The organism is Arthrobacter sp. T572 (assembly GCF_056780115.1).
This window is the reverse complement of record NZ_JBRAZQ010000002.1, coordinates 2,006,125-2,030,111: the sequence shown is the minus strand read 5'-3', so window position 1 is coordinate 2,030,111 and position 23,987 is coordinate 2,006,125. Positions and strand designations below refer to the sequence as shown.

The window sequence follows — 23,987 nt, the reverse complement described above, 5'->3', positions numbered from 1 at the left end:
TCGTGATGGCAGGCAGGGTGGGCGTCAGGCCGGCACAAAGCCGAGTTCCTTGTCCACTTGGTTAAGTAGCGGCTTACCGAGGCTGAACCGCTTGAGGTTCTCAACGAAGAGCTTTCCCAGGTCGTCCAGGTAGTTCTCCGTGTCACCGCTCATGTGTGGCGTGATGATGACGTTCTCAAAACTCCAGAGCGGGTGCCCGCCGGGAAGCGGTTCCGGGTGGACGACGTCCAGGGCGGCACCGGCAATGTCTCCGGCGGCCAGGGCACGGACCAGGGCATCTGTGTCCACCAACTCTCCGCGCCCTACGTTAATCAGGTGCGCACTTGGTTTCATGGCCGACAGCACCTCGGCAGAAATCAAGTGTTTGGTAGCCATAGTCAGCGGCGCGGAAAGAACCACGTAATCGAATGCGGGGACCACATCAGCCAGGTCAGCAGAGGAAAAGACGACGTCGAAGGCATCGTCTCCAGCGCGGTTGGTACGGGCTGCGCCGCTGACTTCCATGCCAACAGCACGCAAGAGTCTACCGATCTCCCGTCCGATGGACCCCGTTCCTACAACGAGCACGGACTGGCCCTCGATTTTCCTGGACGTCCGGTGCCGCCACCGCTCCCCCTGCTGGAGCCGGTAGGACCCGTGGGAGTCCTTGGCCAGATCCAGGACGAAACCCAGTGCAAACTCAGCGATGGCCCGGCTGAGGACGCCCCGGGAGTTTGTATAGACGACGTCGCTGGTCACCAGTTCGTCGAACATCAGTTGGCTCACCCCGGCAGCGGATACATGGACCCACTTAAGCGAGGACGCTGCGTGCCAGTTCTCCCGCAGCGCCGGCGAGAACGAATGCCACTGGTAAAGGACATCCGCCCCAACCATCGCTTCGGCCAGTCTCTCAGCGGTGGTGGGGCGCACGTCAGCCAGCTCGCGGACTTCATCCAGGCGGGGTGGCATTGCTTCCCGGTACAGAACAGCAACAACTGGTCGCTTGGGTGCCGGATCCCTGCTCATGATGATGACGACGCCGGTACTGCCGCGGGCGCGCTGGCGATTGCAGGGTCGAAGGACGGAACGGCATCAATGACGTCGATGGCTGCCAGGACCGCAGCCGTGAACTCGGAGGTGGAAGAGGTGCCACCAACATCCCGGGTTCCCAGCCCTTCACGGAGGACCGACTCGAACGCCGCCTGCAGGTGCCTGCCTGCTTCCGGGTGGCCGAGGTGTTCCAGCATCATCGTTCCGGACCACATCTGGCCGACAGGATTCGCAAGTCCCATGCCCGCAATGTCCGGCGCTGAACCATGAACCGGCTCAAAGAGCGAAGGGAAGTCGCCTTCCGGATTGAGGTTGGCGCTCGGAGCTACGCCTATGGACCCTGTCACGGCGCTGCCCAGGTCCGACAGGATGTCCCCGAGGAGGTTGGATGCCACGATTACGTCGTAGGTCCACGGCTTCAACACCAAGTGGGCGGCCAATGCGTCCACCAGTTCGCTGGTAAGGGTAACTTCCGGAAAGAGCCGTGCCGTCTCTTCAACAATCTCGTCCCAGAACGGCATGGTGTGGATGATGCCGTTGCTCTTGGTGGCGGAAGTCAGTCGTCGGCCCCGTGCGGAAGCCTGGGATGCCGCGTAGTGTGCTGCCCGGGAGACTCCCAGGCGGGTGAAAATCGTCTCCTGTACGGCGCTTTCGTGCGGCTGCCCGCGGTAGATGCGTCCGCCGATTTCCGAGTACTCCCCCTCATTGTTCTCACGCACAATGAGGATATCGATCGGTTCCTTCGACGCCAGCGGCGACTTCACGCCGTCGAGCGTTTTCACCGGACGCACGTTGATGTACTGCTGGAATTCACGGCGTATGGGGATCAACAGCCCCCACAGCGATTCCGCGTCGGAGACCTGCGGTGAGCCGACTGCGCCCAGGAAAATGGCCTCATGTTGTGCAAGCTGCTCAAGGCCATCCTCAGGCATCATCCGGCCGTGGCGCAGGTAGTAGTCCGAACCCCAGTCGAAGTGCGTGAATTGCAGGTCCAGGGAATGAAGCCGGGCGATTCGTTCCAGGCACTCCAGCGCGGCGGGAACAACTTCCTTGCCAATCCCGTCACCGGCAATAACGGCAATTTTGTGGGTGGTCATACTGCTCCGATCGTGGTTGCAGCGAACTGCTGCCAGCCTGACGATGATTCAGGCAATTGGATGATGGTGTTCTTTGGTTCGGTCATTTCACGAACCGTATGCTTGACGCCTTCCCTTCCTACGCCGCTGCGCTTGAAGCCGCCGAAGGGCATCGAGTCGATCCGCACATCACTGGTCTCGTTAATAACCACTGATCCCACGTGGAGCTTTTCCGCTATCGCCAGGGCTTCGCTGAACGATTCTGTGAAAACCCCGGCTTGAAGCCCGAACTCGGTGTCGTTGGCCGCACGAACAGCATCCTGGACCTCGATGAATGGGAGAACGCTGACCACCGGGCCGAAGACTTCTTCCCGGATCACACGGCACGCGGACGGTACGTCCGTGAGGACAGTTGGCGCATAGTGCGCACCATGCCGGCGTCCGCCGACGTGGACGGTGGCACCAGCGGCCTTCGCCTCCTCCACCCAATCCTCGACGCGCCGCGCTTCTGCTTCGCTGATGAGGGGTCCGATATCTGTTGTACGTTCCAGCTTCGGGCCGGACCGCAGCGCTTTGGTTCCGCGCACAACGTCATCAAGGACCCGGTCGAAGAGCGAAATGTGCACGTACACCCGCTGGACGGACAGGCAGTTCTGGCCAGCCACGCCGAAAGCCCCCGCCACGATCGCCTGCGCAGCTTCTCCTGCGTTCGCATCCGCGCAGACGATCGTGGCATTGTTGCCGCCAAGTTCCGAGAGGATTTTCTTGGCGCCGGCGGATGAAGCAATCCTGTCCGCCGTTTTTGGCCCCCCGGTGAAAGAGATCAAGTCCACCTGGGGGTCAGTCACAAGGGCCTCGGAAACGCCCGGGCCCGAAACGATTGCAGCCACCCGCCCGGCGGGTACTCCAGCGTCCAATAACAACTGAATGAAGGCCAGCCCTGTCAGGGGCGTCCGTCCGGAAGGTTTAAGCACGACGCCGTTGCCTCCGATGAGCGCCGGCCCCAGCTTATGCGCCACCAGGTTCAGCGGATCGTTGAACGGCGTGATGGCTGCAACGATTCCCACAGGCTTGCGGTTGTACCAACCAAGCTTTCCCGTGCCTGCCAAGCTGTCTTCGAAAGCCAGGGTCTCGCCCTGGAGCTCTACGGATGCAGCAGCGGAAAGCCGGAGCGTCTCGATGCAACGGAGGACCTCGCGTTCGGCTTCGTTGATGGTCTTGCTGCTTTCTGCAGCAATGATGGTGGCGAAGCGCACCGCCTGTCCGCGAAGCAATTCAGCCGCCTTTTCCAAAGACTCACGTCGCTGGCGCAGGGGCCAATCAACCTCCAGTAAGTGCCGGTGGATGTGGGCAACGGCACGCCGCACGTCCTCCGGGGTGGACGAACATACGGTTCCCAGCAGGAGCCCGTCTTCAGGGTCCCGGACTTCGACGGTCATGTCCGTCGTTTGCCAGGTTCCTTCATGGAAGGCGCCTCCCTGCAGGTCTGCGACCTGTGTCCGCTGATAGGCGGTCTCTCCTGCGGATTTTGGCCGCAGCCCACCCACGGTTGTCTTTGTCGTCATCCGAAGCCTTACTGGTTGATACTTGCTGTGTTGCCTGAAGGGGGTTACTTCACGCGGTCGATGATCTTGGCTGCCGCGCCGATGAAGGGCAGGAACCACGGCGGGCCGAAGTGGCCCGGCACCGGGGGGTTCTTCAGGTCGCCCCAGACGTTCGCGGATTTGTCCCCTCCCATGTAATGCGCCATGCGCTTGCCCATGTGGGCCGCCATTTGGACACCGTGCCCGCTGTAGTTGAGCGAGTAGAACAGTCCATCGTGCTCCCCGGCGTGGACCATCTGGTCCATGGAAAGGTCCACCAGGCCGCCCCAGATGTAATCCACCTTTGCGTTGGACAGGTACGGGAAGAGTTCGAGCATGGCCTTGCGGAGAATTGTGGCACTCTTGACATCCGAGTCCGGGCTGGAAAGCGCGAACCTGGCACGGCCCCCGAAAAGAAGCCTGTTGTCCGGGGTGATCCGGAAGTAGTAGGTCAGCATCTTGCTGTCGGAAGCCATCCGGCGGTTCGGCAGGATCCGGTTGACCACGTCTTCGGGCAGCGGTTCGGTACAGATGATGAAGCTGCCAACAGGAATCACCCGGCGCTGCAGCCACGGGGTGACGTTGCCCGTGTAACCGCTGGTAGCAACGAGGACCTGCTTCGCCCGTGCGATGCCGCGCGTCGTATGCACGTCATGGACCGTGCCGTTGACCCGCTTGAGTTCGGTCACGCCCGCGTTCTCGCAGATCTGCGCGCCGGCGTTGGCTGCCGCGCCGGCCAGGCCGTGGGCGAACTTGCCCACGTGGAGTCCGGCTCCCAGGGGGTCCATCATGGCGCCCTGGTAGAAGTCGGTTCCGATCTCGCTGTGGATATCCGACTTCGGAATCAGCGTGACATGGTGGTCCACGAGCTTGGCCAGCAACTCCTGGGACTTCTTGAAGCCGTCGTTGTGCGACTCGTGGTAGGCCAGAGAGAGCTTGCCGAAGCGGTTGAAGTCGCAATCGATCGCGTAGTCATGGACCAGCTTCTCGATGCTGTCGATCGCGTCGTTGTACTCGCGGAAGTACTCCACGGCACGGGCCTCGCCGTACCGCTTGACCGCGGAGCTGAAACCGATGGCGAGCCCGGTCGTGGCCATTCCGCCGTTGCGGCCGGATGCCCCCCAGCCCACGGTGTGGCGTTCGAAGACCGCGACGCTCGCGCCCTGCCGGGCGAACTCAAGCGCAGCGGACAAGCCTGTAAAGCCGGCACCGATAACCGCGACGTCGACGTTATCCGGCACGGGCGTGCTGCGGTAGTCACCGGAAGGCTCGGCTGTGTCCAGCCAGTAAGGGATGAGTTTCACGGGATGGCCTTTCGCCTCAGGGAATCAGGGTCAGAGACCGAGGTGCTTGTTGATCTCGTCGAGGGACTTCACGCTGAACATGTCGTAGCCCGTAGTGACAGGGTCATAGCCACGGTCGAGCAACACAAGGTTCCGGAAGCCCAGGTCGTGCATCGGATGCACGTCATACCGGGTGTGCGAAGAAATGTGGAGGAAGTCCTCAGGCTTGGCGTTCAAGGTGTCCAGCATGTACTCGAAGGCCTGGTAGCGCGGCTTGTAGGCCTGTGCCTGCTCCGCGGTCAGCACTGCGTGGAATTCGGCGCCGAGCTTGGGGATGCTGATGTCCAGGAAGCTGTCATCCGCGTTGGAGAGAGCCACCAGCTTGTAGTTGTCGCCCATCAGCTTCAGCGGTGCCGGCACGTCATCGTGAGCAACCCAACCGCGCACGGCATCTGCAAACGCCGCCCCTGCACCTTCAGTGGGTCCGATTCCCCAACGCTTGCACACCCTGTCGAAGGAGTCCTGCAGGATCTGCTCGTACGGCTTGTAGTCACCAAGGACCTCGTCAAACCGGTAGCCACGGAACTGCCTCTTGAACTCCGGCCACTGCTCCTCGGAAATGCGACCATCCAGCAGTCGACGTGTAGTTGGATCGATGTCGAAGTTGATGAGCGTGCCGTAGACATCGAAGGAGATGTACTTCGGGCGGAAGTTGGTCTCTGCCATGGGAATTTCCGTTCATTCGGGAGGCGGGGCGGGTCTGCCCTGGATATGGACATGTTCAACGGGAGCGAACCAGACCGGGCTGGAGCGGCCACGGGGTTGCTGCCGGATATCTCGACTGTAGGAGCCCGAATTGTAAATTGTCAACAGTTTTAGGTGATCCCCGCGGATAGGTATCCCTTTGGGAGAATCGAAGAAAATCTCAGTGTGAATTGTTGACAATCTACCGTTTTGGAGGTTGCATTGCTCTTAGACGCAGGAGAGATCCGCATCACATTCACGCTCCGCCGAACATCGACGGGACCACATAATCCTCCTGGTGACTGTCAAATCCTCCCCCAGCTGAAACCCTCGAAGGGAAGCATCATGAAGACCATATTCAAAGCGCAGACTACGGCTGCAGGCATTGCCCTGCTGCTTGCTTTGAGCGCATGCGGAGGTGCCGCGAGCAGCGACTCGGCGGACACCAGCCAGACCAACAACACCAGTGACATCTCCGAGGGTGTCCAGCCTGACCAAGCCGCGGTGGCATTGTTGCCGCAGTCATACAGGGACAAGGGTGAGCTGACGGTCGCCATGGACCTTCACTACCCACCCACGACGTTCCTGGCCGAGGACAACAGCACGCCGATCGGCTTGAACCCGGACATCGCCAGGCTCATCGCCAAGAAGCTGGACTTGAAACTGAAGTTCGTGGACACGAAGTTCGACACGATTGTTCCCGGCCTGGACGGCGGACGTTTCGACTTCACCGCCACCACGATGTCCAAGACGGAAGAACGACTGAAGGTCCTGGACATGATCGACTACTTCAAGGCCGGCACGTCCGTTGTGGCAGCTTCGGGGAACCCGCTCAACCTCACCGTTGAGACGCTATGCGGAAAGAACGTTGCAGTGACGCAGGGCTCCACCGGACAGCTCAAGCGCCTTCCGGCACTGAGCGAGCAGACCTGCACTTCCAAGGGTCAGCCGGCAATCAACGCCGTGACGCTTCCCAACGTCCAGGAAGCGCTCACACAGCTGCACTCCAAGCGCATCGACGGCATTCTCTACGACACAACCGCCCTCGGCTGGGCAGCCAAGCAGCAACCGGACGCCTTCACCATGATTGGTCGAGTCAACGTGGGCTCCAGCGACCTCACCGCCGTAGGCCTGAAAAAGGATTCCCCACTGACGCCCGCCCTTCAGGCAGCGATCCAGTCCGTCCTTGAAACCCAGGAATACAAGGAAGCTCTTGCAAACTGGGGCCTGGAATCAGGCGCCATCACCGACGCCAAACTGAACTAGCAGGTTCATCATGAAGCAAGCAACCCTTGACCGAAGCAAACAGACAATGAACGGAATGGATTCCGCCCTGAAACCGCGACTGAAGCGGCGCAGCACGTTCGAGTACGTGGCCTGGGCAGTTTCGATCCTCGTGGGCGCCGGCATGCTCTACTCCGTAGCCACCAACCCGAACTTCAAATGGGGAACGGTAGCGAAGTATTTCACGGCGGAATCCATCCTGCGCGGACTGATGCTTACGATCTTCCTTACGGTGGCCAGCATGGCCCTCGGTACCCTGCTGGGACTGCTCCTTGCCATCATGAGGGCATCAAGCATCAAACCCATCGCCATCGCCGCGGGCGCCTACATCACACTGTTCCGTGGAACGCCTGTGCTGGTGCAGCTCATCTTCTGGTTCAACATCTCTGCCCTTTACCCGAATCTGTCAATCGGTATCCCCTTTACCGACATCGGCACCGCCATTGATACGAACGCCTTGATGGGTCCGATCACCGCAGCGCTGGTGGGTCTGACCCTGAATGAAGCCGCCTACATGGCAGAAATCATCCGTGGCGGATTCTCCGCCGTGGGCAAGGGACAGATCGAAGCCGCAGACTCCTTGGGGATGAGCGGTGCCATGAAGATGCGCAAGGTCATCATCCCCCAGGCAATGCCCTCCATCATCCCCGCCACCGGCAACCAGGTGATCGGCATGTTCAAGGAAACCTCCCTGGTCTCCGTCCTGGGCGTGGCCGAACTGCTCCAGAGCGCCCAGCTGATCTACGCCCGCACCTACGAGACCATTCCGCTGCTGATTGTGGCCAGCCTCTGGTACCTCGTCATGACCCTGGTGTTGAGCTACCCGCAGTCCAAGCTCGAACAGAAGTACTCACACACCTCCGTCCGGATCCCCCGCAAATCCAAAAAAGTCACTTTGACCGCACCGGAAGGAATCGCACGATGAGCACCGCCGGTACCATCCAAGCCAGCCGCATCCGAAAGTCATTCGGACCCAAAACGGTTCTCAAAGACGTGGACCTCGAGGTCGCCAGCGGTGAGATCTGCTGCATTATCGGCCCTTCGGGCTCGGGCAAGTCCACTCTCCTGCGCTGCATCAACGGCCTTGAAACTGTCGATTCCGGCGTCCTGAAGGTCAATGGTGAAGACTTCGGGTACTACGAAACCGATCACGCCTACCACGCACTGCCACCAAAGAAGCTGGCACAGCAGCGCACGCGAGTAGGCATGGTCTTCCAACAGTTCAACCTCTTCCCCAACATGACCGCCGCTGAAAATGTCATGTCCGGGCCTGTGCTGGTCAAGCGGGCGGACAAGAAGGAATCGGCCAAACGCGCACAGGAACTGCTCACCAGCGTTGGACTCGGTCAGTTCGGGGACCGCTACCCGGCAGAGCTTTCCGGTGGCCAGCAGCAACGCGTCGCCATCGCACGGTCACTTGCAATGGACCCCGACATCATCCTGTTCGATGAACCCACCTCGGCGCTGGACCCTGAAAAGGTAGGGGAAGTCCTCAGCGTCATGCAGGATCTGGCCAAGAAGGGCATGACCATGGTGGTGGTCACCCACGAGATGGGCTTCGCCCGCGAAGTCTCCGATTCCCTCATCTTCATGGACGACGGCATCGTGGTCGAACGAGGCGACGCCCGCGAGATCCTCAGCAACCCCAAAGAAGCCCGCACCCAAGCTTTCCTGAAGCAGGTCCTCTAACCATGACAGATGGAAAACTCGCCGTCATCGGCCTCGGCAGCATCGGGAGTATGGCCCTCTGGCAGGCCTCCCGCCTCACGGACTCCGTTACCGGATTCGAAGCGCAACATCCCGCCCATGGACGCAGCGCCGTGGGTGGTGATACGCGCCTGTTCCGCATGATCTACAAGGGGCATCCAGGCTACTACCCCATCATGCAGCGCTCCAAGGAACTCTGGGCTGAACTCGAGGCTGAAACCGGCCAGGACATCCTCATCCGCTGCGGAGGGCTCTCCATCGGAGCAGCCAACGGGGGGTACCTCGCCAGCGTCCTCGAAACCACCGGGATAACGGGAGCAGAGCATCATCTGCTGTCCCACCGGGAATTGGCCGAACGCTACCCCCAGCACAACCTGCGGCCCGACGACGTCGCGGTCTTCGACCCGAATTCCGGCGCCCTGCGAACCGATCGGGCCGTCACCGCAGCCATTGCCGCGGCCCAGGCCAATGGCGCAACGGTCCGCACCAATACGGCAATTGACAGCATCACCGAAACGGAGAACGGCGTCGCCATCACCGCCGGTGAAGAGTCGTGGACATTTGAGCAGGTTATTGTCGCCTCGGGGGGTTGGTCCCGGCAGCTGCTGCCGGCGTACGCAAAGGAACACGTCGAACCACGACGGGTCTTCCTTTCCTGGCTCGTTGCCCGGGAGCCCAAGGAGTTCGCGCCCGAACGCTTCCCTGTTTTCAGCCGCATCTATGAAGACCGCTCCATGTATGGGGCGCCGGCCGTGGATGGGGCCACCGTCAAGGCCACCCTTGACGGGCGCGGCAGGCCGGCCCTGGACCCCGCCGCCATAAACCGCGAACTGTCCGAGGAAGAAATCGCCGAAACCATGGAAACCGTGGCCGAGTTCTTCCCCGGCCTGGTACCCACAGTCGTTCGCTCGGATGCCTTCCCGGAACTGTTCACCAGTGACCGGAATCCGCTTCTGGGATACGTGGGAGACACCGGCAGGGTCTATGCCGCTACAGGCTTCTCCGGGGCAGGATTCAAAATGGCCTCCGGCTACGGCGAAATAGCTGCGACCGAGGCACTCGGCAAGCAGATCTTCAACGGGTTGGAGTTCCTCCGGCCCCAGCGCTTCAACCCCCGCTGAACAAACCCCGCCAAGCAATAGGCTGTGACCTGCATCGCCTATTGTTGACAATCTACAGTTACTAAGAAAGTATGACGACATGGCAACTCTCAGCCCCATCCTGAAGCAGGCGACACCCGTAGTGGTCGACCATGCGGCGGGCAGCTGGATCCACGCTACTGATGGCAAGAAGTACCTCGATTTCACCACCGGAATTGGTGTCACCAGCACCGGTCACTGCCACCCCGATGTGGTCGCCGCAGCCCGCGAACAGGTCGGTAAAATTGTGCACGCCCAGTACACCACCGTGATGCACAAGCCCCTTTTGGAGCTCACGGAACTCCTTGGCGATGTCCTGCCGGAAGGGCTGGACAGCGTGTTCTACGCCACGTCCGGTTCCGAAGCCGTGGAAGCCTCCATTCGCTTGGCGCGCATGGCCACGGGCCGGCCGAACATCATCTCCTTTCAGGGCGGCTTCCACGGCCGGACGGTAGCTGCGGCATCGCTGACCACAGCCGGAACCAAGTTCCGCTCGGGGTTCTCTCCCCTTATGAGCGGCGTCCATATAGCCCCGTTCCCCCACTGGTACCGGCACGGCTGGGACGAGGCAACCGCCGTCGAATTCGCACTGAAGGAACTTGACTACCTGCTGATGACCATCAGCAACCCCAGCGACACGGCCGGGTTCATCATTGAACCTGTGCTTGGTGACGGCGGTTACATCCCCACACCGCCGGCTTTCCTGCAGGGCCTCCGGGAAAGGGCCGACCGCCACGGCATTGTGCTCATCATCGACGAGGTGCAGGCCGGTGTCGGCCGCACCGGCAGGTTCTGGGGACATGACTGGGCCGGAATTCGCCCCGACGTCGTCATTACGGCCAAGGGCCTGGCAAGCGGCTTCCCTATTTCGGCCATTGCCGCGTCATCCGAACTCATGGGCAAGGCCTGGCCTGGATCCCAGGGTGGCACCTACGGAGGAAACGCAGTCGCAGCTGCAGCCGGGGTGGCAACCCTGGGCGTCATTCGGCGCGAGAACCTCGTGGACAACGCCCTGCTCCGAGGCAACGAGCTGCGGGCGGGGCTGGACAAGCTGCAGACCGAGTTCGCCGTCATCGGCAACGTCCGAGGGCGCGGCCTGATGCAGGGCATCGAGTTCACCGCCCCGGACAATACACCCGACGCAGCCACTGCACTTGCCGTGCAGCAGGCGGCCGTCGCCGAGGAGCTCCTGCTTCTTACCTGCGGTCCCCACGGCAACGTCATCCGGGTCATACCGGCACTCAATGTCACCGCTGACGAAATCCAGACCGGCCTCGCCAGGTTTACCCAGGCGATCAAAACTGCCACGTCCTGACCACCTGCTCACTGAAAGAATTAGCATGAACCCCTCCTTTGATCCCAGCAGCTTGCGAACAGACCTGTTCATTGACGGGGCCTGGCACAAGGCTGCCTCCGGCGCCACGTTTGCGGTGGAGAACCCAGCCACCAACGAGGTCATTGCCCACGTTGCCGACGGAGGCCCGGAAGACGCCGCCCGTGCTATCGAAGCGGCCGGACGGGCCCAGGCAGAGTGGGCCAGGTCCACCCCGCGTGAGCGTGCTGACATCCTGCGCCGGGCGTTCGAACTGGTCATCGCCAACACCGAAAGGCTTGCGGCGATCATGACTGCCGAGATGGGCAAACCCTTGGCCGAAGCCCGCGGCGAGGTGGCCTACGGCGCCGACATGCTCCGCTGGTTCTCCGAGGAAGCAGTACGCGTCGGCGGCGACGCTACCGGTTCGGTGGACGGCAACACCCGGATCCTGGTCACGAAAGAACCCGTTGGCCCTTCGGTCCTGGTCACGCCCTGGAACTTCCCGCTGGCGATGGGGGCCCGCAAGATCGCCCCGGCGGTCGCGGCCGGCTGCACCATGGTCTTCAAACCGGCAGAACTGACGCCCCTGACTTCCCTGGCCCTGGTGGAACTCTTCAAGGAGGCCGGATTGCCCGACGGCGTACTCAACGTGGTCACTACCTCGTCCGCTTCCGCTGTGGTCAGGACGTGGACGGACAGCGGAATTGCCCGGAAGATCAGCTTCACGGGCTCCACTGAAGTGGGTAAGGTACTGCTGCGGCAGGCGGCAGATAATGTGATGCGGTCCTCCATGGAACTGGGTGGAAACGCACCCTTCATTGTCCTGGCCGATGCTGACATCGAGAAGGCTGTGGACGGGGCCATGAAAGCCAAGATGCGGAACATGGGCGAGGCGTGCACCGCCGCGAACCGGTTCTTCGTCCACCGCTCCGTCCTGACCGAGTTCAGTGAAAAGTTTGCCAAGAAGATCTCTGAACTTCGCGTCGGAAACGGGGCACAGCAAGGCACAGACGTGGGACCGCTCATCGAACAGAAGGGGTTGGACAAAGTCCAAAGCCTCGTCGATGACGCAGTATCCAAGGGCGCACGCGTACTTACCGGCGGCGCCCGCCCGGAGGGACCAGGCTACTTCTACTCCCCCACGGTTTTGGTGGACGTACCTGCCAACGCTGAGTTGATGAGCACCGAAATCTTCGGCCCCGTTGCTGCGATCTCCGCTTTCGACAGCGAAGAGGAAGTCCTGCAGAAGGCCAACGACACCGAATGGGGCCTGGTGGGCTACGTCTTCACCGAAAGCATGGACAAAGCCTTGAAGTTCTCCACCGGTCTGGAAGTGGGCATGGTGGGAATCAACACCGGCCTTGTTTCCAACCCTGCAGCACCCTTCGGCGGAGTCAAGCAGTCCGGCCTCGGACGCGAAGGTGGAAAGGTGGGCATCGATGAATTCCTGGAGTACAAGTACACGGCCATAGCGGTCTAGTAAATTCAGTGTGTCAACGTAAGAGATAAGGGGATGTCATGGCGGCACCGGAGACGATGTTCGTATTGGAGGGCCGGCCTACTGCACAGTTGATCGCCGATCAATTAAGGGAGCTCATAGTCCAGGGAGCGTTCAGCCCGGGACAACAGGTCAATGAATCTGCGCTGGCCAGCCAGCTCAGCACCTCCCGGGGCCCTCTTCGGGAGGCTTTGCAGCGGTTGTGCCAGGAAGGAATTCTGGTCAGCAAACGGAACCGCGGGGTGTTCGTTGCCGAACTTTCCGAAGACGACATCCGCGAAATCTATGCGGTGAGGGAAGCTGTTGAGCTGGCTGCCGCCACTACGCTCCTGGACTCGGGACAAGACAAAATTTCCGACACCTGCCGTGTGCTTAAAGGAATCATCAAGAACATGGCAAAGCAGGTTGCCGCTTCCGACTGGCAGGCGCTGGCCCGGCTGGACATGGAATTCCACACTGCCTTTGTCTCCGGCACGGGGAACACGCGGCTCATCAGGATCTATCAGACCCTGGCAGCGGAGACGCGGATGTGCATCCTCAGCCTTGAGGTTGCCTACCCCCGGATAGACGCGCTCGTCCAGGAGCACCAGCTGATACTTGACCATTTGGAGGCCGCGGATCGCCAGGGCCTGCAAAAGGCCATCAAACGGCACATGCAGAAAGCTGTAGAGGACCTCACCTCAAAGCCCGAGATCACGGAAATTACCGCTTAACAACTCCCACCGCGGAACACTGAGGTGTCAGCATCCAAACTGAGCCTTGAAATGGGCCTCTGCCTGGTATTGACCGGACAGGGGCCCTTTCTCGTCAGGTCCTTGGCGTTCAACTCTAGAACTGTAGAACTGTTGACAATAATGAGCCTCCACGCTTGAATTGATCAGGACGAGAGCTGCATCACAATCAGCTGTCCAAAGCGGGCTTCACCTCCCATGCCCCGACGACGCGGCTTGGGGCGCACTTGAGAAACCCACCTCACGCAGCACGGGAAGCACCTTGAGAAACCACCTCGGGCGGCACCGCCCCTGGTCCCACGAAGGGAAGCAATATGAAGGTCATCACTGGATTCCAAACGGCGGCTGCCGGACTGGCTGTCCTGCTCGCATTGACCGCTTGTGGCGGCACGGCTACCGGCTCCCAGGCCGCAGACATCCCCAAAACACAGAACACCCGCGACATCTCAGAAGGCGTCCAGCCCGATGAAGCTGCCGTGGCGCTACTACCCCAGTCGATGAAGGACAAAGGTGAACTCACTGTCGCCATGGATTTGAGTTCCCCGCCGATGACATTCCTTGCCGAAGACAACAGCACCCCGATCGGCGTGAACCCCGACCTGGCCCGTTTGGTAGCCAAGAAGCTGGGGCTGAAACTGAGGTTCGAAAACACAGCCTTCGACACCATCATCCCCGGCATTGATGGTGGTCGGTACGACTTCACGGCAACCACAATGTCCGCCACCGAGGAACGCCTCAAAGTCCTGGACATGATCAACTACCTCAAAGGCGGGTCGGCCATTGCTGTACCCAAAGGCAACCCGCAGAACCTGAGCAACGGCGCCCTCTGCGGCAAGAGCATCGGCGTAACCAAGGGCTCCACGCAGCAGCTCAAGCACCTCCCCAACGTCTCCAAGTGGACTTGCGAAGAGAAGGGCAAACCTGCCATCAACCCAGTCACACTGCCCAATGTCCAGGAAGCCTTGACCCAGCTCGACTCCAAGCGCATTGACGGTGTTTTCTATGACGCCAGCGGGCTGGCTTGGGCACAGGTCCAGCAACCCGAGCACTTTGTCGTTCTTGAGCCCAGGATGGACACACGCACAGACACGAACGTCGCCATGGGGTTGAAGAAGGGCTCACCGTTGACGCCGGCCTTCCAGAGGGCCATACAGTCCATGTTGGAGTCGCCTCAATACAAGGAATCCCTTGAGTATTGGGGGCTCGGCGACTCTGCCATCACTGAGGCAGCAATTCGCTGATCCGACAAAACCTCTCGAATGGTCTACAGTCCTACAGTTGAGAACCACTGTACGATGTAGCAATGATCGAGCAGATAAAAATTGTCCACTCATCCACGGTGCAACAGGTCGCAGACGGCCTCACCGCGATGATTCTCAGCGGAGGGCTTAAGCCCGGTGAACGCTTGAGGGAGAGTCTGCTCGCCGAGAAACTGGGCCTTTCCAGAAATACTGTCCGCGAGGCCGTCCGCATTGTCCAAGCGGGCGGCCTCATTCGGCATCGCGCCAACCTGGGTTCAATCGTGTGGGATCCCACTGACGCCGAGATCATGGACGTCTACAACGCGAGGTACCACCTCGAGACCACTGCAGCCCGGAGTATTACCGAAGCCACATCGATGGATGAGGTACATGCGGCCATGGAAGAATTCCGCGGGGCGTTGAAAACGGAAGACCCTTTCAAGATCGTTGAGAAGGATCTTGCGGTCCACAGCGCGATCGTGGGACTTCTCGGCAGCCAAAAGTTGAACATCTTCTATCAGCAACTGGTGACCGAGCTGAGGTACTTCATGTTCGTGCTCTCGGTTGAAAACCACGAATACGAGGATCCCGATTCCCTGGAAGCCGAACACCAGAACATCGTTGACGCCCTGGACTCCCGCAACCCCATTCTGGCAGAGAAGGTTCTCTCGGACACGATCATCCAGTACCGGGAATCCATACGTCAGGTGGTTGCCCAACGGCACTCCACCAGTTAGACAGCACAATGCCCGGACGGGGAACACCCCCGTCCGGGCATTTTTGGGTTCGCAGGGTACGGATTACCTGGCCGACACCATCAGAGTCCGAGGTGCTTGTTGACCTCATCCAGGGACTTGACGGTGTTGTAGTCGTAACCTCCGGTAATGGGATCGTAGCCACGGTCCAGCACCCAAAGATTGCGGAAGCCCATGTCATGCATGGGGTGCATGTCATAGCGCGTGTGTGATGCGATGTGGAGGAAGTCCTCCGGCTTGGCATTCAGGGTGTCGAGCATGTACTCGAAGGCCTGGTAGCGCGGCTTGTAGGCCTGTGCCTGCTCCGCGGTCAGCACTGCGTGGAATTCGGCGCCGAGCTTGGGGATGCTGATGTCCAGGAAGCTGTCATCTGCGTTGGAGAGAGCCACCAGCTTGTAGTTGTCGCCCATCAGCTTCAGCGGTGCCGGCACGTCATCGTGGGCACCAAAGCCGCGAACCGCATCGGCCAACTCTGCACCGGCACCGGGGGTGGGCCCGATGCCGAAAAACCTGCAAACCCTGTCGAAGGAATCCTGCAGGATCTGCTCGTAAGGCTTGTAGTCACCAAGGACTTCATCAAACCGGTAGCCACGGAACACCTTCTTGAACGCAGGCCACTGCTCCTCGGGCAGGCGGCCGGCCAGAAGGCGGCGTGTGGTGCTGTCCGTGTCCCAGTTGATGAGTGTGCCGTAGATATCGAAAGAGATGTACTTAGGCCGGGAATTGCTGTCTGCCATGAGACTTCCGTTCTTGATAGGGAGGGGGCTACTGACTCGCAGGGCCTCTCGAGGAAACTGCAGGCGTTAGGGCTACGTGGTTCGTGTTCCCCCACGCCGTTGATTTGATACTAGGGATCAGAACTGCAAACTGTCAACAGTTCTACAGTTGACCTATCGGCAGAAATTGGCCTAATCTTTGTAAAACTGTTGAACAGCAGGACACTTTTTCTTGCTCAGTCCTCCAAGTCTCAGGAGCCAAGTACATGGAAACAAGCGCAGACTCCGCCTTCTTTGATGCCGTGGCATTCGAGAGCGGACTCTTGACAGCGATGCCCCAACTCGCAGAGCCGATCGTCCTGGACTTGCTCCACAGGCACTACGGGCTGAAGGGCAGTCTGATACGCATTCCCACCGAGAAGGATGAAACTTTTCGCTTTCAGGATGACGACGACACCTACTTGATCAAGGTGTCATCGGCGGACGAAAACCCGGACATAGTCCAGTTCCAGACCGCCTGCATGGCGCACTTGGAAAAGGTCGCCCCGCAACTTCCGGTTCAGCGCATCGTGCCCGACTGCAACGGGGGCCTGCAAGTGCTCCTCGAGACCACCGATGGCTCCTTTGATCGCGTACTGAGGGTAATGCGATTCATGCCCGGAGACCTGCTGGCGAACCACGCCGCTACTGTTGGCCAATTGCACTTGCTAGGTTCGCGGCTTGCCGATCTGGGCTTCGCACTCCAGGACTTTGACCACCCCCGTGCTGACCGGCTGCTCCTCTGGGACCTCAAGCATTTCCATAGGATGCGCCCCCTGCTTGAGTACGTCGAGGACGAACCGAAACGCGCCCTTGCCGAGCGAATTTTCAATCAATTCGACACAAGGGTCGTACCATTCCTGGACAGCTTCGCCACGCAGGTTATCCACGGAGATTTCAGCCCCTTCAATGTTCTCGTCGACCCGCTGCATCCCGGATACGTGACGGGCATCATCGACTTCGGGGACGCTGTGCGCACCCCTGTGATCTTTGATGTCAGCGTCACCATGGCAAATCTTCTTGGGACGGATGCTGACAGTCCGTGGGATCAGGCGCTGCATCTCTTGAACGGATTCCTCAGGGTCCGCCCGCTTTCGACGCGGGAATTGGACGCCCTTCTTGTCGCCGCCCAAGCACGACTCCTTCTGCGTGCCCTGATCACCCAGTGGCGGGCGAACCAGCTACCCCAACGACGCGAGTACCTTCTCTCCCATTCAAAATCGGACTGGGACCGCCTCTTTTCCACTGCCGCTGCCCCAGCGCCCACACTCAGCACCAAGCCCTGAACCCCAACACCACGTTCATTCAAGGAGACACCATGAGCACCGCCGCAAAAGCCATTCGTCAACCATCGCAATCCATGGTCAATGGCTTCGATCCCGCCCGGCTCAATGAACTTCCCGAACCGTTGCAGAAGAACATTCGACGCCGCGACCGCAGCCTGGGTCCCGGCTACCGGCTCTTCTACGACGAACCACTGGAGATCGTGCGCGGAAAAGGCGTGACTTTGTTCGACAGGGACGGCAATGAGTACCTCGACGTTTACAACAACGTCCCGTCCGTCGGCCACTCCCACCCCCGTGTCATCGAAGCCGTGCACCAGCAGATGCAGACCTTGAACACCAATACCCGCTACATCCAGGAGCCCATCCTCGAGTACTCCGAACAGCTCCTCTCTACGTTCCCTGCCGAACTTGGCCATGTCATGTTCACCTGCACGGGATCCGAAGCCAACGATTTGGCCATGCGGGTGGCAAAATATGTGACCGGCAACCAGGGCATCATCGTCACCGCCGGCGCGTACCACGGGCTCACCGCGGAGGTGTCGTCATTTTCACCATCGTTGGGTGTCGGCGTTCCCCTGGGCCCAAACGTCCGGGTCATTGATGCGCCGGACGCCCTGCGATACTCCTCCGACACAGTCTCCCTGGAGGATCACCTGCGCGAGCAGGTCCGCAGTGCCATTGCGGACCTCCACCGGCATGGCATTGGTGTAGCAGCTTTCATCGCAGACAGCATCTTCTCTTCGGACGGCGTTTACGCCGGCCCGACCGGCTTCCTCCGTCCGATAGTGGAGGAAATCCACGCGGCGGGCGGGTTGTACATCGCCGACGAAGTGCAGCCGGGTTTTGGCCGCACCGGTGAGGAATGGTGGGGCTTCCAACGCCACGGAATCATCCCGGACATCGTCACCATCGGCAAGCCGATGGGTAACGGCATCCCGGTAGCGGCTGCGATCTTCAAGCCCGAACTCCTCGTGGACTTTGGCAAGAACATCCGCTACTTCAATACTTTCGGTGGAAACTCAGTAGCCATCGCCGCGGCTCAGGCAGTCCTGGACGTCATTCGCGAGGAATCACTCCTCCCGAACGCCCTTGAGGTCGGCAACAAGATCGTCTCTGAACTAAAGGCATTCTCCCAGGACGTGGAACAAGTCGCGGAAGTCCGCGGAAGCGGCCTCTTCATCGGAGTTGATCTGGTCACCGACCGGTCAACGCTCTCCCCCAACGGGACTGCAGCAACGGAAATTGTGAATTCCCTGCGACGGGATCGGATCCTCATCTCCGCGTGCGGCGCCCAGGGGAACGTCCTGAAACTCCGCCCGCCGATGCCGTTCTCCAGCAATGACGCCGATCGGCTCCTGGAAGGTATGGAGAAGGCTTTCACGACTTTGAGGTAGGCCTCCGCCACTGATGATCCCCTCCAGCGCCAGAACCCACGGATACAGACACAACGGCCCGGCTCCTTTGCGGAGCCGGGCCGTTGTGTTTGGCGCAGTCAGGCGGGAAGATCCGCCACAACCCACATCTTGCGAAGAGTCTCGTGGATGGTCCAAGTACCGGTCCATCCAGCCGGCGTCACAAACAGCGACCCCGGACCCACGTCGAAACTCGTGCCGTCTTCCTCGGTGATGGTGGCCGTGCCACTCAGAATCTGGCAAATCTCGTCATAGCCAGGCCGGGTGCTGGTTGATACACCTGGAGTGGCCTCCCAGATTCCTGTTTTGAGGCCTTCGCGAGCCCAAAGCCGCAGCGAGACTTCGGTCTGTCCGGGCGTAATCGAGGTGGGCTTGGGAGTGTGTTCTCCCGGGTTGACGGTGTTTGCGTTGCTCATGACGGTGGCCTTGACCATGCCGCTCCTTCCGGGCGCTTTGCCCTGATAAACCGTGCCCGCCGTCGTTGGAAAGGCACTATCCCATCCTAGCAATTGTCAACAATTGACGATAGCCTTGAGCATGGCTTTTTTCGATTCTCCCAGCGCCCGAAGCCGGCGAACCGCGCTTTGGACCTCGCTGGAACCGGGCGACAACGTACTGCTCCGCATGCACGGCTTTGTTCATCTTCGAGGCACTGTGGATGACCGCACCGAGGACGGATCCACTATTTGGGTTGTGGACGGGCTCGGGGATCGGCGCTTGTTCCACATTGAGGATGATTTTGAGCTTGACCTGGCCCCCGCGCCAGGTCCTTTCCGGCCCTAGCGGAGGGATCCGCGCAGGAGTAGCGTCTGGATGAGATACCGCACCCCACCGCGGACATCTCCCTGATGTTTGCGGCACTCCCCGGGAGGTAAGACCAATGGCGGGATGGAACGCTGACACTGCAGCGGGACCGCTTGGGCCGGGAACCGTCACCTTGGTGGAAGGTACGTCTTTCTGCATCTCCTTGCCCAATGGCGACATCCAGGCTGATCATCCGCACGGCCTCTTCTTTCAGGACACCCGCGTCCTCTCCGAATGGCGTCTCACCGTCAATGGGCAGCGACTTGAGCCGCTCACAGCGCAGGTCCCGGAGCCTCACCGGGCGGTGTTCGCTGCCCGGGTTACCCGCGCAGAAGGATACGCCGACAGTCCCCTCGTGGTGGAGCGCATCCGCGAGCTCGGTTTTGGTATCGCGGAGCACATCACGGTGCACAACCACTCGACCGAGCCTGTGGAATGCCGGGTGATGGTGGAGGCCTCCGCCGACTTCGCTGATGTCTTTGAAGTCAAAGAAGCGCGCGTTCAGAGGCAGTGGTCCGGGAGCCGGCATGTTCAAGCAACAGGACTCAGCATCAGCGCCGAGTGGCAGCAAGTACGGAAGTCCGTCGTCGTGAGCTCAGACGCCGCCACGGCGGCGCCCGAAGGCTTGCACGCCACCGTGACTATTCCGCCAAGAGGGTGTTGGAGCGCCACCTTGGAGGTAAGGCCGGAGGACAGCAACAGGCCCGGGGAACCTCGCCCGGACCAGGGCGGTCTGTCCCCCAGCGACCGGCGCAGGCAGGAATGGGTAGCGAGAATCCCCATCCTTCGCATGGGAAACCACGGCATCGAGCGGACGCTTCGGCGCAGCTATGACGATTTGGGTGCCCTGCGCATTGAAGACCCGGCCCACCCGGAACGGGTGGTGGTGGCCGCCGGCGCGCCGTGGTTCATGACCCTCTTCGGCAGGGACTCATTGTGGGCTTCGGAGATGGCGATGCCGGTTGACCCCTCCCTGGCACTGGGCACGCTCAAGACATTGGCGGGCCGCCAAGGAACCCGGGTCGATCCCGTGACGGAGGAAGAACCCGGGAAGATTCTCCATGAAGTCAGACTGGATGTTTCCAGCAACCTCGCGCTTGGCGGAAAGTCCACGTATTACGGGAGCGTCGATGCAACTCCATTGTTCGTCGTGGTGCTGGGATCTGTCAGCCGTTGGGGATTCGCCAAGGAGACGATTGCCGAGCTCCTGCCGCACGCCGACCGGGCCCTCGAATGGATCCGTGATTACGGGGACAGGGACGGAGACGGTTTTGTGGAGTACCAGCGCCTGAATCCGGAGGGGTTGATCAACCAGGGATGGAAGGATTCATGGGACGGGATCAACTTCGCGGACGGAACCCCGGCCGAACCGCCCATCGCGCTTTGTGAAGTTCAGGCTTATGTCTACGACGCGTATATGGCGCGGGCCTGGATGGCGTACGACGCCGGCGACGCACCTTTGGCTTCGGACCTCGCCCGGCGCGCCGCTGACCTGAAAGCCAGGTTCAACGAGCAGTTCTGGATGCCCGACCGCGGCTATTACGCCATTGCACTGGATGGCAAGAAGCGTCAGGTGGATGCATGTGCATCCAACATGGGCCACTGCCTTTGGGTGGGTTTGGTGGACGACGACAAGGCACCAAAAGTCGTCGAACGGCTGATGTCGCCCGAGATGTTCAGCGGCTGGGGCGTTCGGACGCTGGCGACGGACATGGGTGCCTACAATCCCGCCAGCTACCACAACGGCTCGGTATGGCCCCACGACAACGCCGTCATCGCTGCAGGGTTAATGCGATATGGCTTCATCGACGAGGCACAGCGCATCGCTACTTCCCTGTTTGAGGCAGCCGACTATTCAGGCGGACGCCTACCTGAACTTTTCTGCGGCTTCAGCCGGGACAGGTACGGCGAACCGGTTCCCTACCCGACCGCCTGCTCGCCGCAGGCCTGGGCTGCAACCACCCCCATCCAACTGATCACCAGTCTCATGCGCTACGACGCGCATGTCTCGCGCGGCGGATTCTGGATGGATCCGCACCTCCCACCTTCCTTCGGCGATCTGCACATCACCAACGCCCCTCTGGCCGGGGGACGAATGACGATCGACATCACCGAGTCCGTTCCCGAAGTACGGGGGCTGCCCGAAGGCATGATGTTCCACCAAGGACACCGCCCGTGGCTGGCTGAGCTAGTGGAGCAGGCAGGTCGCATGAACAACGGGACGGCCGGAATCCTTAGAGCGCGGAAATGACGGCACCAGCAGTGCCTCCACTGGGCGCACCGGAGCGAAGAATCCACAGAACGGGCGCTCCGCCGCGGGCAGGCATTACCTCGCCCTTGGCGATCAACCGGGTGCCCAAAGGATCCCCTGCTATCGACCACCAACCCGACACGGGGCAATAATGCCCCGTACGTGAGGTCTCCGCACGTACAAGATGCGTCCCCGCCGCAGGCCTTTTCTTCATGACTTACCCTTCTTCTCCGGACTCAGGGAGCCCTGCTTACTGATGTCAGTTCAGCATAGCAATTGTCAACAATTGACGATAGACATGAAAGGAAAGAAGAAGCACGACGGCGGGTTCCCGGCACGCAGGCCGGGAACCCGCCGTCGTGCAAACGGCGCTAGTGCCCCTTGAACGCCTCAGCCAGCCACCAGGAACCGCCGTCCGAGGCAATCCGCGCATCGATGACCAGCGGCACATCCCGCGATCCGGCCAACCAGGCCTCCACCGCTCCAAGGTCTGCCACATTCTTCACCGTCACTGCAGCGGCTCCGTAGCCCCGTGCAATGGCGGCGATATCGGTGGCGGGAAAGCGGACGATCTCCAGTTCCTCGTCGCTGACGTCGAAGTGGTGCACCTCCGCGCCGTAGCTGGAATCGTTGTACACGATTGCGACGAGCGGGATCCGTTCACGCACCAGCGTTTCGAGCTCAGCAATTGACATAAGGAATCCACCGTCGCCGGCACCAAGGACCGGAAGCCGGTCCGGCCTGGCTTTGGCGGCACCGATGGCCGTGTACAAGCCCAGGCCAATCGACTGGAATGCCTGCGTGAAGCAAAAACCGAACTCATCCGGAACGGAAAGATAGGCGCTGGGGTACCCCATGAAGTTTCCCGAGTCGATGGAAACAATACGTTCCGCGGGCAAAATGCGGTCGAGTTCGCGGCTCAGCACCCTCGGATCGATGGCTTGGGCGGTGGAAAGGTCCTCAGTTTGCTCACTGTTCCAGCGGGCATGCTTTGCGATCTCGGCTGCGAATCCTGGCGTGCGGAGTCCAGTGGCCCCGTGCCCCCATTCCTGCAGGAGCGCCTGAACGGCTTTGGCGGTTTCAGCACTGTCACCGAGGACCCCAAGGTCGATCGGCCGGTTGGCCCCCAGGGCTGCGTCCTCCACATCCACCTGGACCACCTTGGCGTCGGTGCCGATCAAAGATCCATGGCGCATGGTCCACATGTTCAGCGCGCAGCCCCAACCGACGATCAAATCTGCCTCGGAGATCGTTTTGGCCGTGAAGGGGGACGAAAAGCCTCCGGAGATTCCGAGGCTGAACGGATCACCTTGGAACAGCCCGTGCGCGACGGCGGAGGTCGCCACCAAGGCGCCCGCCGTCCCGGCCAAGGCGGCAATCTCCGCTCCGGCGCCCCTGCCGCCGCGGCCTGCAACAAAAACCGGCCGTTCGGCGTTGCGGATGAGATCGGCCAACGCTGCCACTGCCGTCGGCGCGGGAGCAAACCTCTGGGAACCGGCAAGTGACGCGGGTGGAACTGCACTGCCGGCGACCGGCGCGGCCTGGATGTCGGTGGGCAATGAAAGCACCACGGTCCGGCGCTCGTTGACGGCCTTGCGGTACGCCCGCACGGTATCGGCGACGGCACTTGCGGACGAATGGATTCGTTCAGCCACCGCCCCTACGCTGCGGGCCAGCGCATCCTGGTCAATCTTGAAGTTTGACCCAACAGCGGCGGCGGCCGTATCCGCTGTCACCACGATCATGGGCGTCCGGCTTTTGGCGGCTTCGCCGATTCCCGTGATGGCATTGGTCAGCCCACAGCCCTGGTGTGTGGACACAACCCCTACCGTGCCCGACATCCGGCCAAAGGCGTCGGCCATGGTGGCAGCTCCTCCCTCATGGCGGGCGGCGGTATAGGGAACGCCCGCTTTGCGGAGCGCATTGGTCACGGCGAAGTTCCCACTGCCGACCACCCCGAAAACGTGTCCTACGCCAAGGCGCGCGAGGGTGAATCCCACAAGTTCACTGACGTTGCGGGGCTCCAGTGCGGAGAGGTCCCCCGCCGGCTGGCCGGAGGCCGTAAGCCTGTTGGTGGTCACGGTCATGGGTTTT

The 23,987-nt window shown here is 61.0% G+C and carries 20 protein-coding genes; 12 read left to right on the top strand and 8 right to left on the bottom strand.

Features of this window, described 5'->3' with window-relative positions:
• Window positions 1-24: 24 nt before the first annotated feature.
• From ACUYMZ_RS10570 to ACUYMZ_RS10550, 5 genes are read right to left on the bottom strand one after another with little or no spacing between them, the layout of a single operon-like run.
• A complete protein-coding gene (locus ACUYMZ_RS10570; RefSeq protein WP_481603209.1) occupies window positions 25-1,005 on the bottom strand; it encodes a D-2-hydroxyacid dehydrogenase in 981 nt (326 codons plus the stop codon).
• Window positions 1,002-2,126 carry a tartrate dehydrogenase gene (locus tag ACUYMZ_RS10565; protein ID WP_481603207.1) on the bottom strand — a complete coding sequence of 375 codons (1,125 nt, stop codon included), beginning with the start codon at window positions 2,124-2,126 and terminating at the stop codon, window positions 1,002-1,004. Before ACUYMZ_RS10565 ends, ACUYMZ_RS10570 begins: the two co-directional genes overlap by 4 nt.
• A complete protein-coding gene (locus ACUYMZ_RS10560; protein ID WP_426007455.1) occupies window positions 2,123-3,670 on the bottom strand; it encodes an aldehyde dehydrogenase family protein in 1,548 nt (515 codons plus the stop codon). The genes ACUYMZ_RS10565 and ACUYMZ_RS10560 overlap by 4 nt, the downstream gene beginning before the upstream one ends.
• A 44-nt stretch (window positions 3,671-3,714) precedes the next feature.
• A complete protein-coding gene (locus ACUYMZ_RS10555; protein ID WP_481603204.1) occupies window positions 3,715-4,992 on the bottom strand; it encodes an NAD(P)/FAD-dependent oxidoreductase in 1,278 nt (425 codons plus the stop codon).
• 30 nt (window positions 4,993-5,022) lie between these two features.
• A complete protein-coding gene (locus tag ACUYMZ_RS10550; RefSeq protein ID WP_426007453.1) occupies window positions 5,023-5,697 on the bottom strand; it encodes a haloacid dehalogenase type II in 675 nt (224 codons plus the stop codon).
• Window positions 5,698-6,060: 363 nt separating this feature from the next.
• Between ACUYMZ_RS10550 and ACUYMZ_RS10545 the strand changes: the two genes are divergently transcribed.
• From ACUYMZ_RS10545 to ACUYMZ_RS10505, 9 genes are all read left to right on the top strand, one after another.
• Window positions 6,061-6,981, top strand: a complete 921-nt coding sequence (locus tag ACUYMZ_RS10545; protein WP_426007452.1) for an ABC transporter substrate-binding protein — start codon at window positions 6,061-6,063, stop codon at window positions 6,979-6,981.
• A gap of 55 nt (window positions 6,982-7,036) precedes the next feature.
• A complete protein-coding gene (locus ACUYMZ_RS10540; RefSeq protein WP_426007451.1) occupies window positions 7,037-7,924 on the top strand; it encodes an amino acid ABC transporter permease in 888 nt (295 codons plus the stop codon).
• The gene (locus ACUYMZ_RS10535; RefSeq protein WP_426007450.1) at window positions 7,921-8,688 is read left to right on the top strand and encodes an amino acid ABC transporter ATP-binding protein; all 768 of its coding nucleotides are present in this window, start codon (window positions 7,921-7,923) and stop codon (window positions 8,686-8,688) included. The genes ACUYMZ_RS10540 and ACUYMZ_RS10535 overlap by 4 nt, the downstream gene beginning before the upstream one ends.
• A gap of 2 nt (window positions 8,689-8,690) precedes the next feature.
• A complete protein-coding gene (gene solA / locus ACUYMZ_RS10530; RefSeq protein ID WP_481603198.1) occupies window positions 8,691-9,827 on the top strand; it encodes an N-methyl-L-tryptophan oxidase in 1,137 nt (378 codons plus the stop codon).
• Window positions 9,828-9,906: 79 nt separating this feature from the next.
• Window positions 9,907-11,160: an aspartate aminotransferase family protein gene (locus ACUYMZ_RS10525; protein WP_481603196.1), complete on the top strand. Its 1,254-nt coding sequence runs from the start codon at window positions 9,907-9,909 to the stop codon at window positions 11,158-11,160.
• A gap of 25 nt (window positions 11,161-11,185) precedes the next feature.
• The gene (locus ACUYMZ_RS10520; RefSeq protein WP_481603194.1) at window positions 11,186-12,640 is read left to right on the top strand and encodes an NAD-dependent succinate-semialdehyde dehydrogenase; all 1,455 of its coding nucleotides are present in this window, start codon (window positions 11,186-11,188) and stop codon (window positions 12,638-12,640) included.
• A 38-nt stretch (window positions 12,641-12,678) separates the two neighbouring features.
• Window positions 12,679-13,371 carry a GntR family transcriptional regulator gene (locus ACUYMZ_RS10515; protein ID WP_426007445.1) on the top strand — a complete coding sequence of 231 codons (693 nt, stop codon included), beginning with the start codon at window positions 12,679-12,681 and terminating at the stop codon, window positions 13,369-13,371.
• Between the two features lie 332 nt (window positions 13,372-13,703).
• The gene (locus ACUYMZ_RS10510) at window positions 13,704-14,630 is read left to right on the top strand and encodes an ABC transporter substrate-binding protein (protein ID WP_426007444.1); all 927 of its coding nucleotides are present in this window, start codon (window positions 13,704-13,706) and stop codon (window positions 14,628-14,630) included.
• A 62-nt stretch (window positions 14,631-14,692) separates the two neighbouring features.
• Window positions 14,693-15,367 carry a GntR family transcriptional regulator gene (locus ACUYMZ_RS10505; RefSeq protein ID WP_426007443.1) on the top strand — a complete coding sequence of 225 codons (675 nt, stop codon included), beginning with the start codon at window positions 14,693-14,695 and terminating at the stop codon, window positions 15,365-15,367.
• 80 nt (window positions 15,368-15,447) lie between these two features.
• Here ACUYMZ_RS10505 and ACUYMZ_RS10500 read toward each other — a convergent pair whose 3' ends face one another.
• A complete protein-coding gene (locus ACUYMZ_RS10500) occupies window positions 15,448-16,122 on the bottom strand; it encodes a haloacid dehalogenase type II (protein ID WP_426007442.1) in 675 nt (224 codons plus the stop codon).
• 311 nt (window positions 16,123-16,433) lie between these two features.
• On the opposite strand from ACUYMZ_RS10500, the gene ACUYMZ_RS10495 reads away from it, so the two are divergent.
• Together ACUYMZ_RS10495 and ACUYMZ_RS10490 are read left to right on the top strand one after the other, a co-directional pair.
• Window positions 16,434-17,426: a phosphotransferase gene (locus ACUYMZ_RS10495; RefSeq protein ID WP_481603191.1), complete on the top strand. Its 993-nt coding sequence runs from the start codon at window positions 16,434-16,436 to the stop codon at window positions 17,424-17,426.
• Window positions 17,427-17,458: 32 nt separating this feature from the next.
• The gene (locus ACUYMZ_RS10490) at window positions 17,459-18,820 is read left to right on the top strand and encodes an aspartate aminotransferase family protein (RefSeq protein WP_481603189.1); all 1,362 of its coding nucleotides are present in this window, start codon (window positions 17,459-17,461) and stop codon (window positions 18,818-18,820) included.
• A gap of 98 nt (window positions 18,821-18,918) precedes the next feature.
• Here the strand turns inward: ACUYMZ_RS10490 and ACUYMZ_RS10485 are convergent, their stop codons facing one another.
• Entirely contained in the window at window positions 18,919-19,272 is a 354-nt protein-coding gene (locus tag ACUYMZ_RS10485; RefSeq protein WP_426007439.1) for a cupin domain-containing protein, read from the bottom strand.
• 446 nt (window positions 19,273-19,718) lie between these two features.
• On the opposite strand from ACUYMZ_RS10485, the gene ACUYMZ_RS10480 reads away from it, so the two are divergent.
• Window positions 19,719-21,893: an amylo-alpha-1,6-glucosidase gene (locus tag ACUYMZ_RS10480; protein WP_481603187.1), complete on the top strand. Its 2,175-nt coding sequence runs from the start codon at window positions 19,719-19,721 to the stop codon at window positions 21,891-21,893.
• A 371-nt stretch (window positions 21,894-22,264) separates the two neighbouring features.
• Here ACUYMZ_RS10480 and ACUYMZ_RS10475 read toward each other — a convergent pair whose 3' ends face one another.
• Window positions 22,265-23,980: a thiamine pyrophosphate-binding protein gene (locus ACUYMZ_RS10475; RefSeq protein WP_481603185.1), complete on the bottom strand. Its 1,716-nt coding sequence runs from the start codon at window positions 23,978-23,980 to the stop codon at window positions 22,265-22,267.
• Window positions 23,981-23,987: the final 7 nt, after the last annotated feature.

What these genes read in the sequence shown, in the direction of transcription:
- ACUYMZ_RS10515 (WP_426007445.1), top strand. Translation starts at nt 12,679, where the DNA reads ATGGCGGCACCGGAGACGATGTTCGTATTGGAGGGCCGGCCTACTGCA.
- solA (WP_481603198.1), top strand. Translation starts at nt 8,691, where the DNA reads ATGACAGATGGAAAACTCGCCGTCATCGGCCTCGGCAGCATCGGGAGT.
- ACUYMZ_RS10545 (WP_426007452.1), top strand. Translation starts at nt 6,061, where the DNA reads ATGAAGACCATATTCAAAGCGCAGACTACGGCTGCAGGCATTGCCCTG.
- ACUYMZ_RS10500 (WP_426007442.1), bottom strand. Translation starts at nt 16,122, where the DNA reads ATGGCAGACAGCAATTCCCGGCCTAAGTACATCTCTTTCGATATCTAC.
- ACUYMZ_RS10475 (WP_481603185.1), bottom strand. Translation starts at nt 23,980, where the DNA reads ATGACCGTGACCACCAACAGGCTTACGGCCTCCGGCCAGCCGGCGGGG.
- ACUYMZ_RS10540 (WP_426007451.1), top strand. Translation starts at nt 7,037, where the DNA reads ATGGATTCCGCCCTGAAACCGCGACTGAAGCGGCGCAGCACGTTCGAG.
- ACUYMZ_RS10480 (WP_481603187.1), top strand. Translation starts at nt 19,719, where the DNA reads ATGGCGGGATGGAACGCTGACACTGCAGCGGGACCGCTTGGGCCGGGA.
- ACUYMZ_RS10485 (WP_426007439.1), bottom strand. Translation starts at nt 19,272, where the DNA reads ATGGTCAAGGCCACCGTCATGAGCAACGCAAACACCGTCAACCCGGGA.
- ACUYMZ_RS10565 (WP_481603207.1), bottom strand. Translation starts at nt 2,126, where the DNA reads ATGACCACCCACAAAATTGCCGTTATTGCCGGTGACGGGATTGGCAAG.
- ACUYMZ_RS10560 (WP_426007455.1), bottom strand. Translation starts at nt 3,670, where the DNA reads ATGACGACAAAGACAACCGTGGGTGGGCTGCGGCCAAAATCCGCAGGA.
- ACUYMZ_RS10550 (WP_426007453.1), bottom strand. Translation starts at nt 5,697, where the DNA reads ATGGCAGAGACCAACTTCCGCCCGAAGTACATCTCCTTCGATGTCTAC.
- ACUYMZ_RS10490 (WP_481603189.1), top strand. Translation starts at nt 17,459, where the DNA reads ATGAGCACCGCCGCAAAAGCCATTCGTCAACCATCGCAATCCATGGTC.
- ACUYMZ_RS10570 (WP_481603209.1), bottom strand. Translation starts at nt 1,005, where the DNA reads ATGAGCAGGGATCCGGCACCCAAGCGACCAGTTGTTGCTGTTCTGTAC.
- ACUYMZ_RS10525 (WP_481603196.1), top strand. Translation starts at nt 9,907, where the DNA reads ATGGCAACTCTCAGCCCCATCCTGAAGCAGGCGACACCCGTAGTGGTC.
- ACUYMZ_RS10535 (WP_426007450.1), top strand. Translation starts at nt 7,921, where the DNA reads ATGAGCACCGCCGGTACCATCCAAGCCAGCCGCATCCGAAAGTCATTC.
- ACUYMZ_RS10520 (WP_481603194.1), top strand. Translation starts at nt 11,186, where the DNA reads ATGAACCCCTCCTTTGATCCCAGCAGCTTGCGAACAGACCTGTTCATT.
- ACUYMZ_RS10505 (WP_426007443.1), top strand. Translation starts at nt 14,693, where the DNA reads ATGATCGAGCAGATAAAAATTGTCCACTCATCCACGGTGCAACAGGTC.
- ACUYMZ_RS10495 (WP_481603191.1), top strand. Translation starts at nt 16,434, where the DNA reads ATGCCCCAACTCGCAGAGCCGATCGTCCTGGACTTGCTCCACAGGCAC.
- ACUYMZ_RS10510 (WP_426007444.1), top strand. Translation starts at nt 13,704, where the DNA reads ATGAAGGTCATCACTGGATTCCAAACGGCGGCTGCCGGACTGGCTGTC.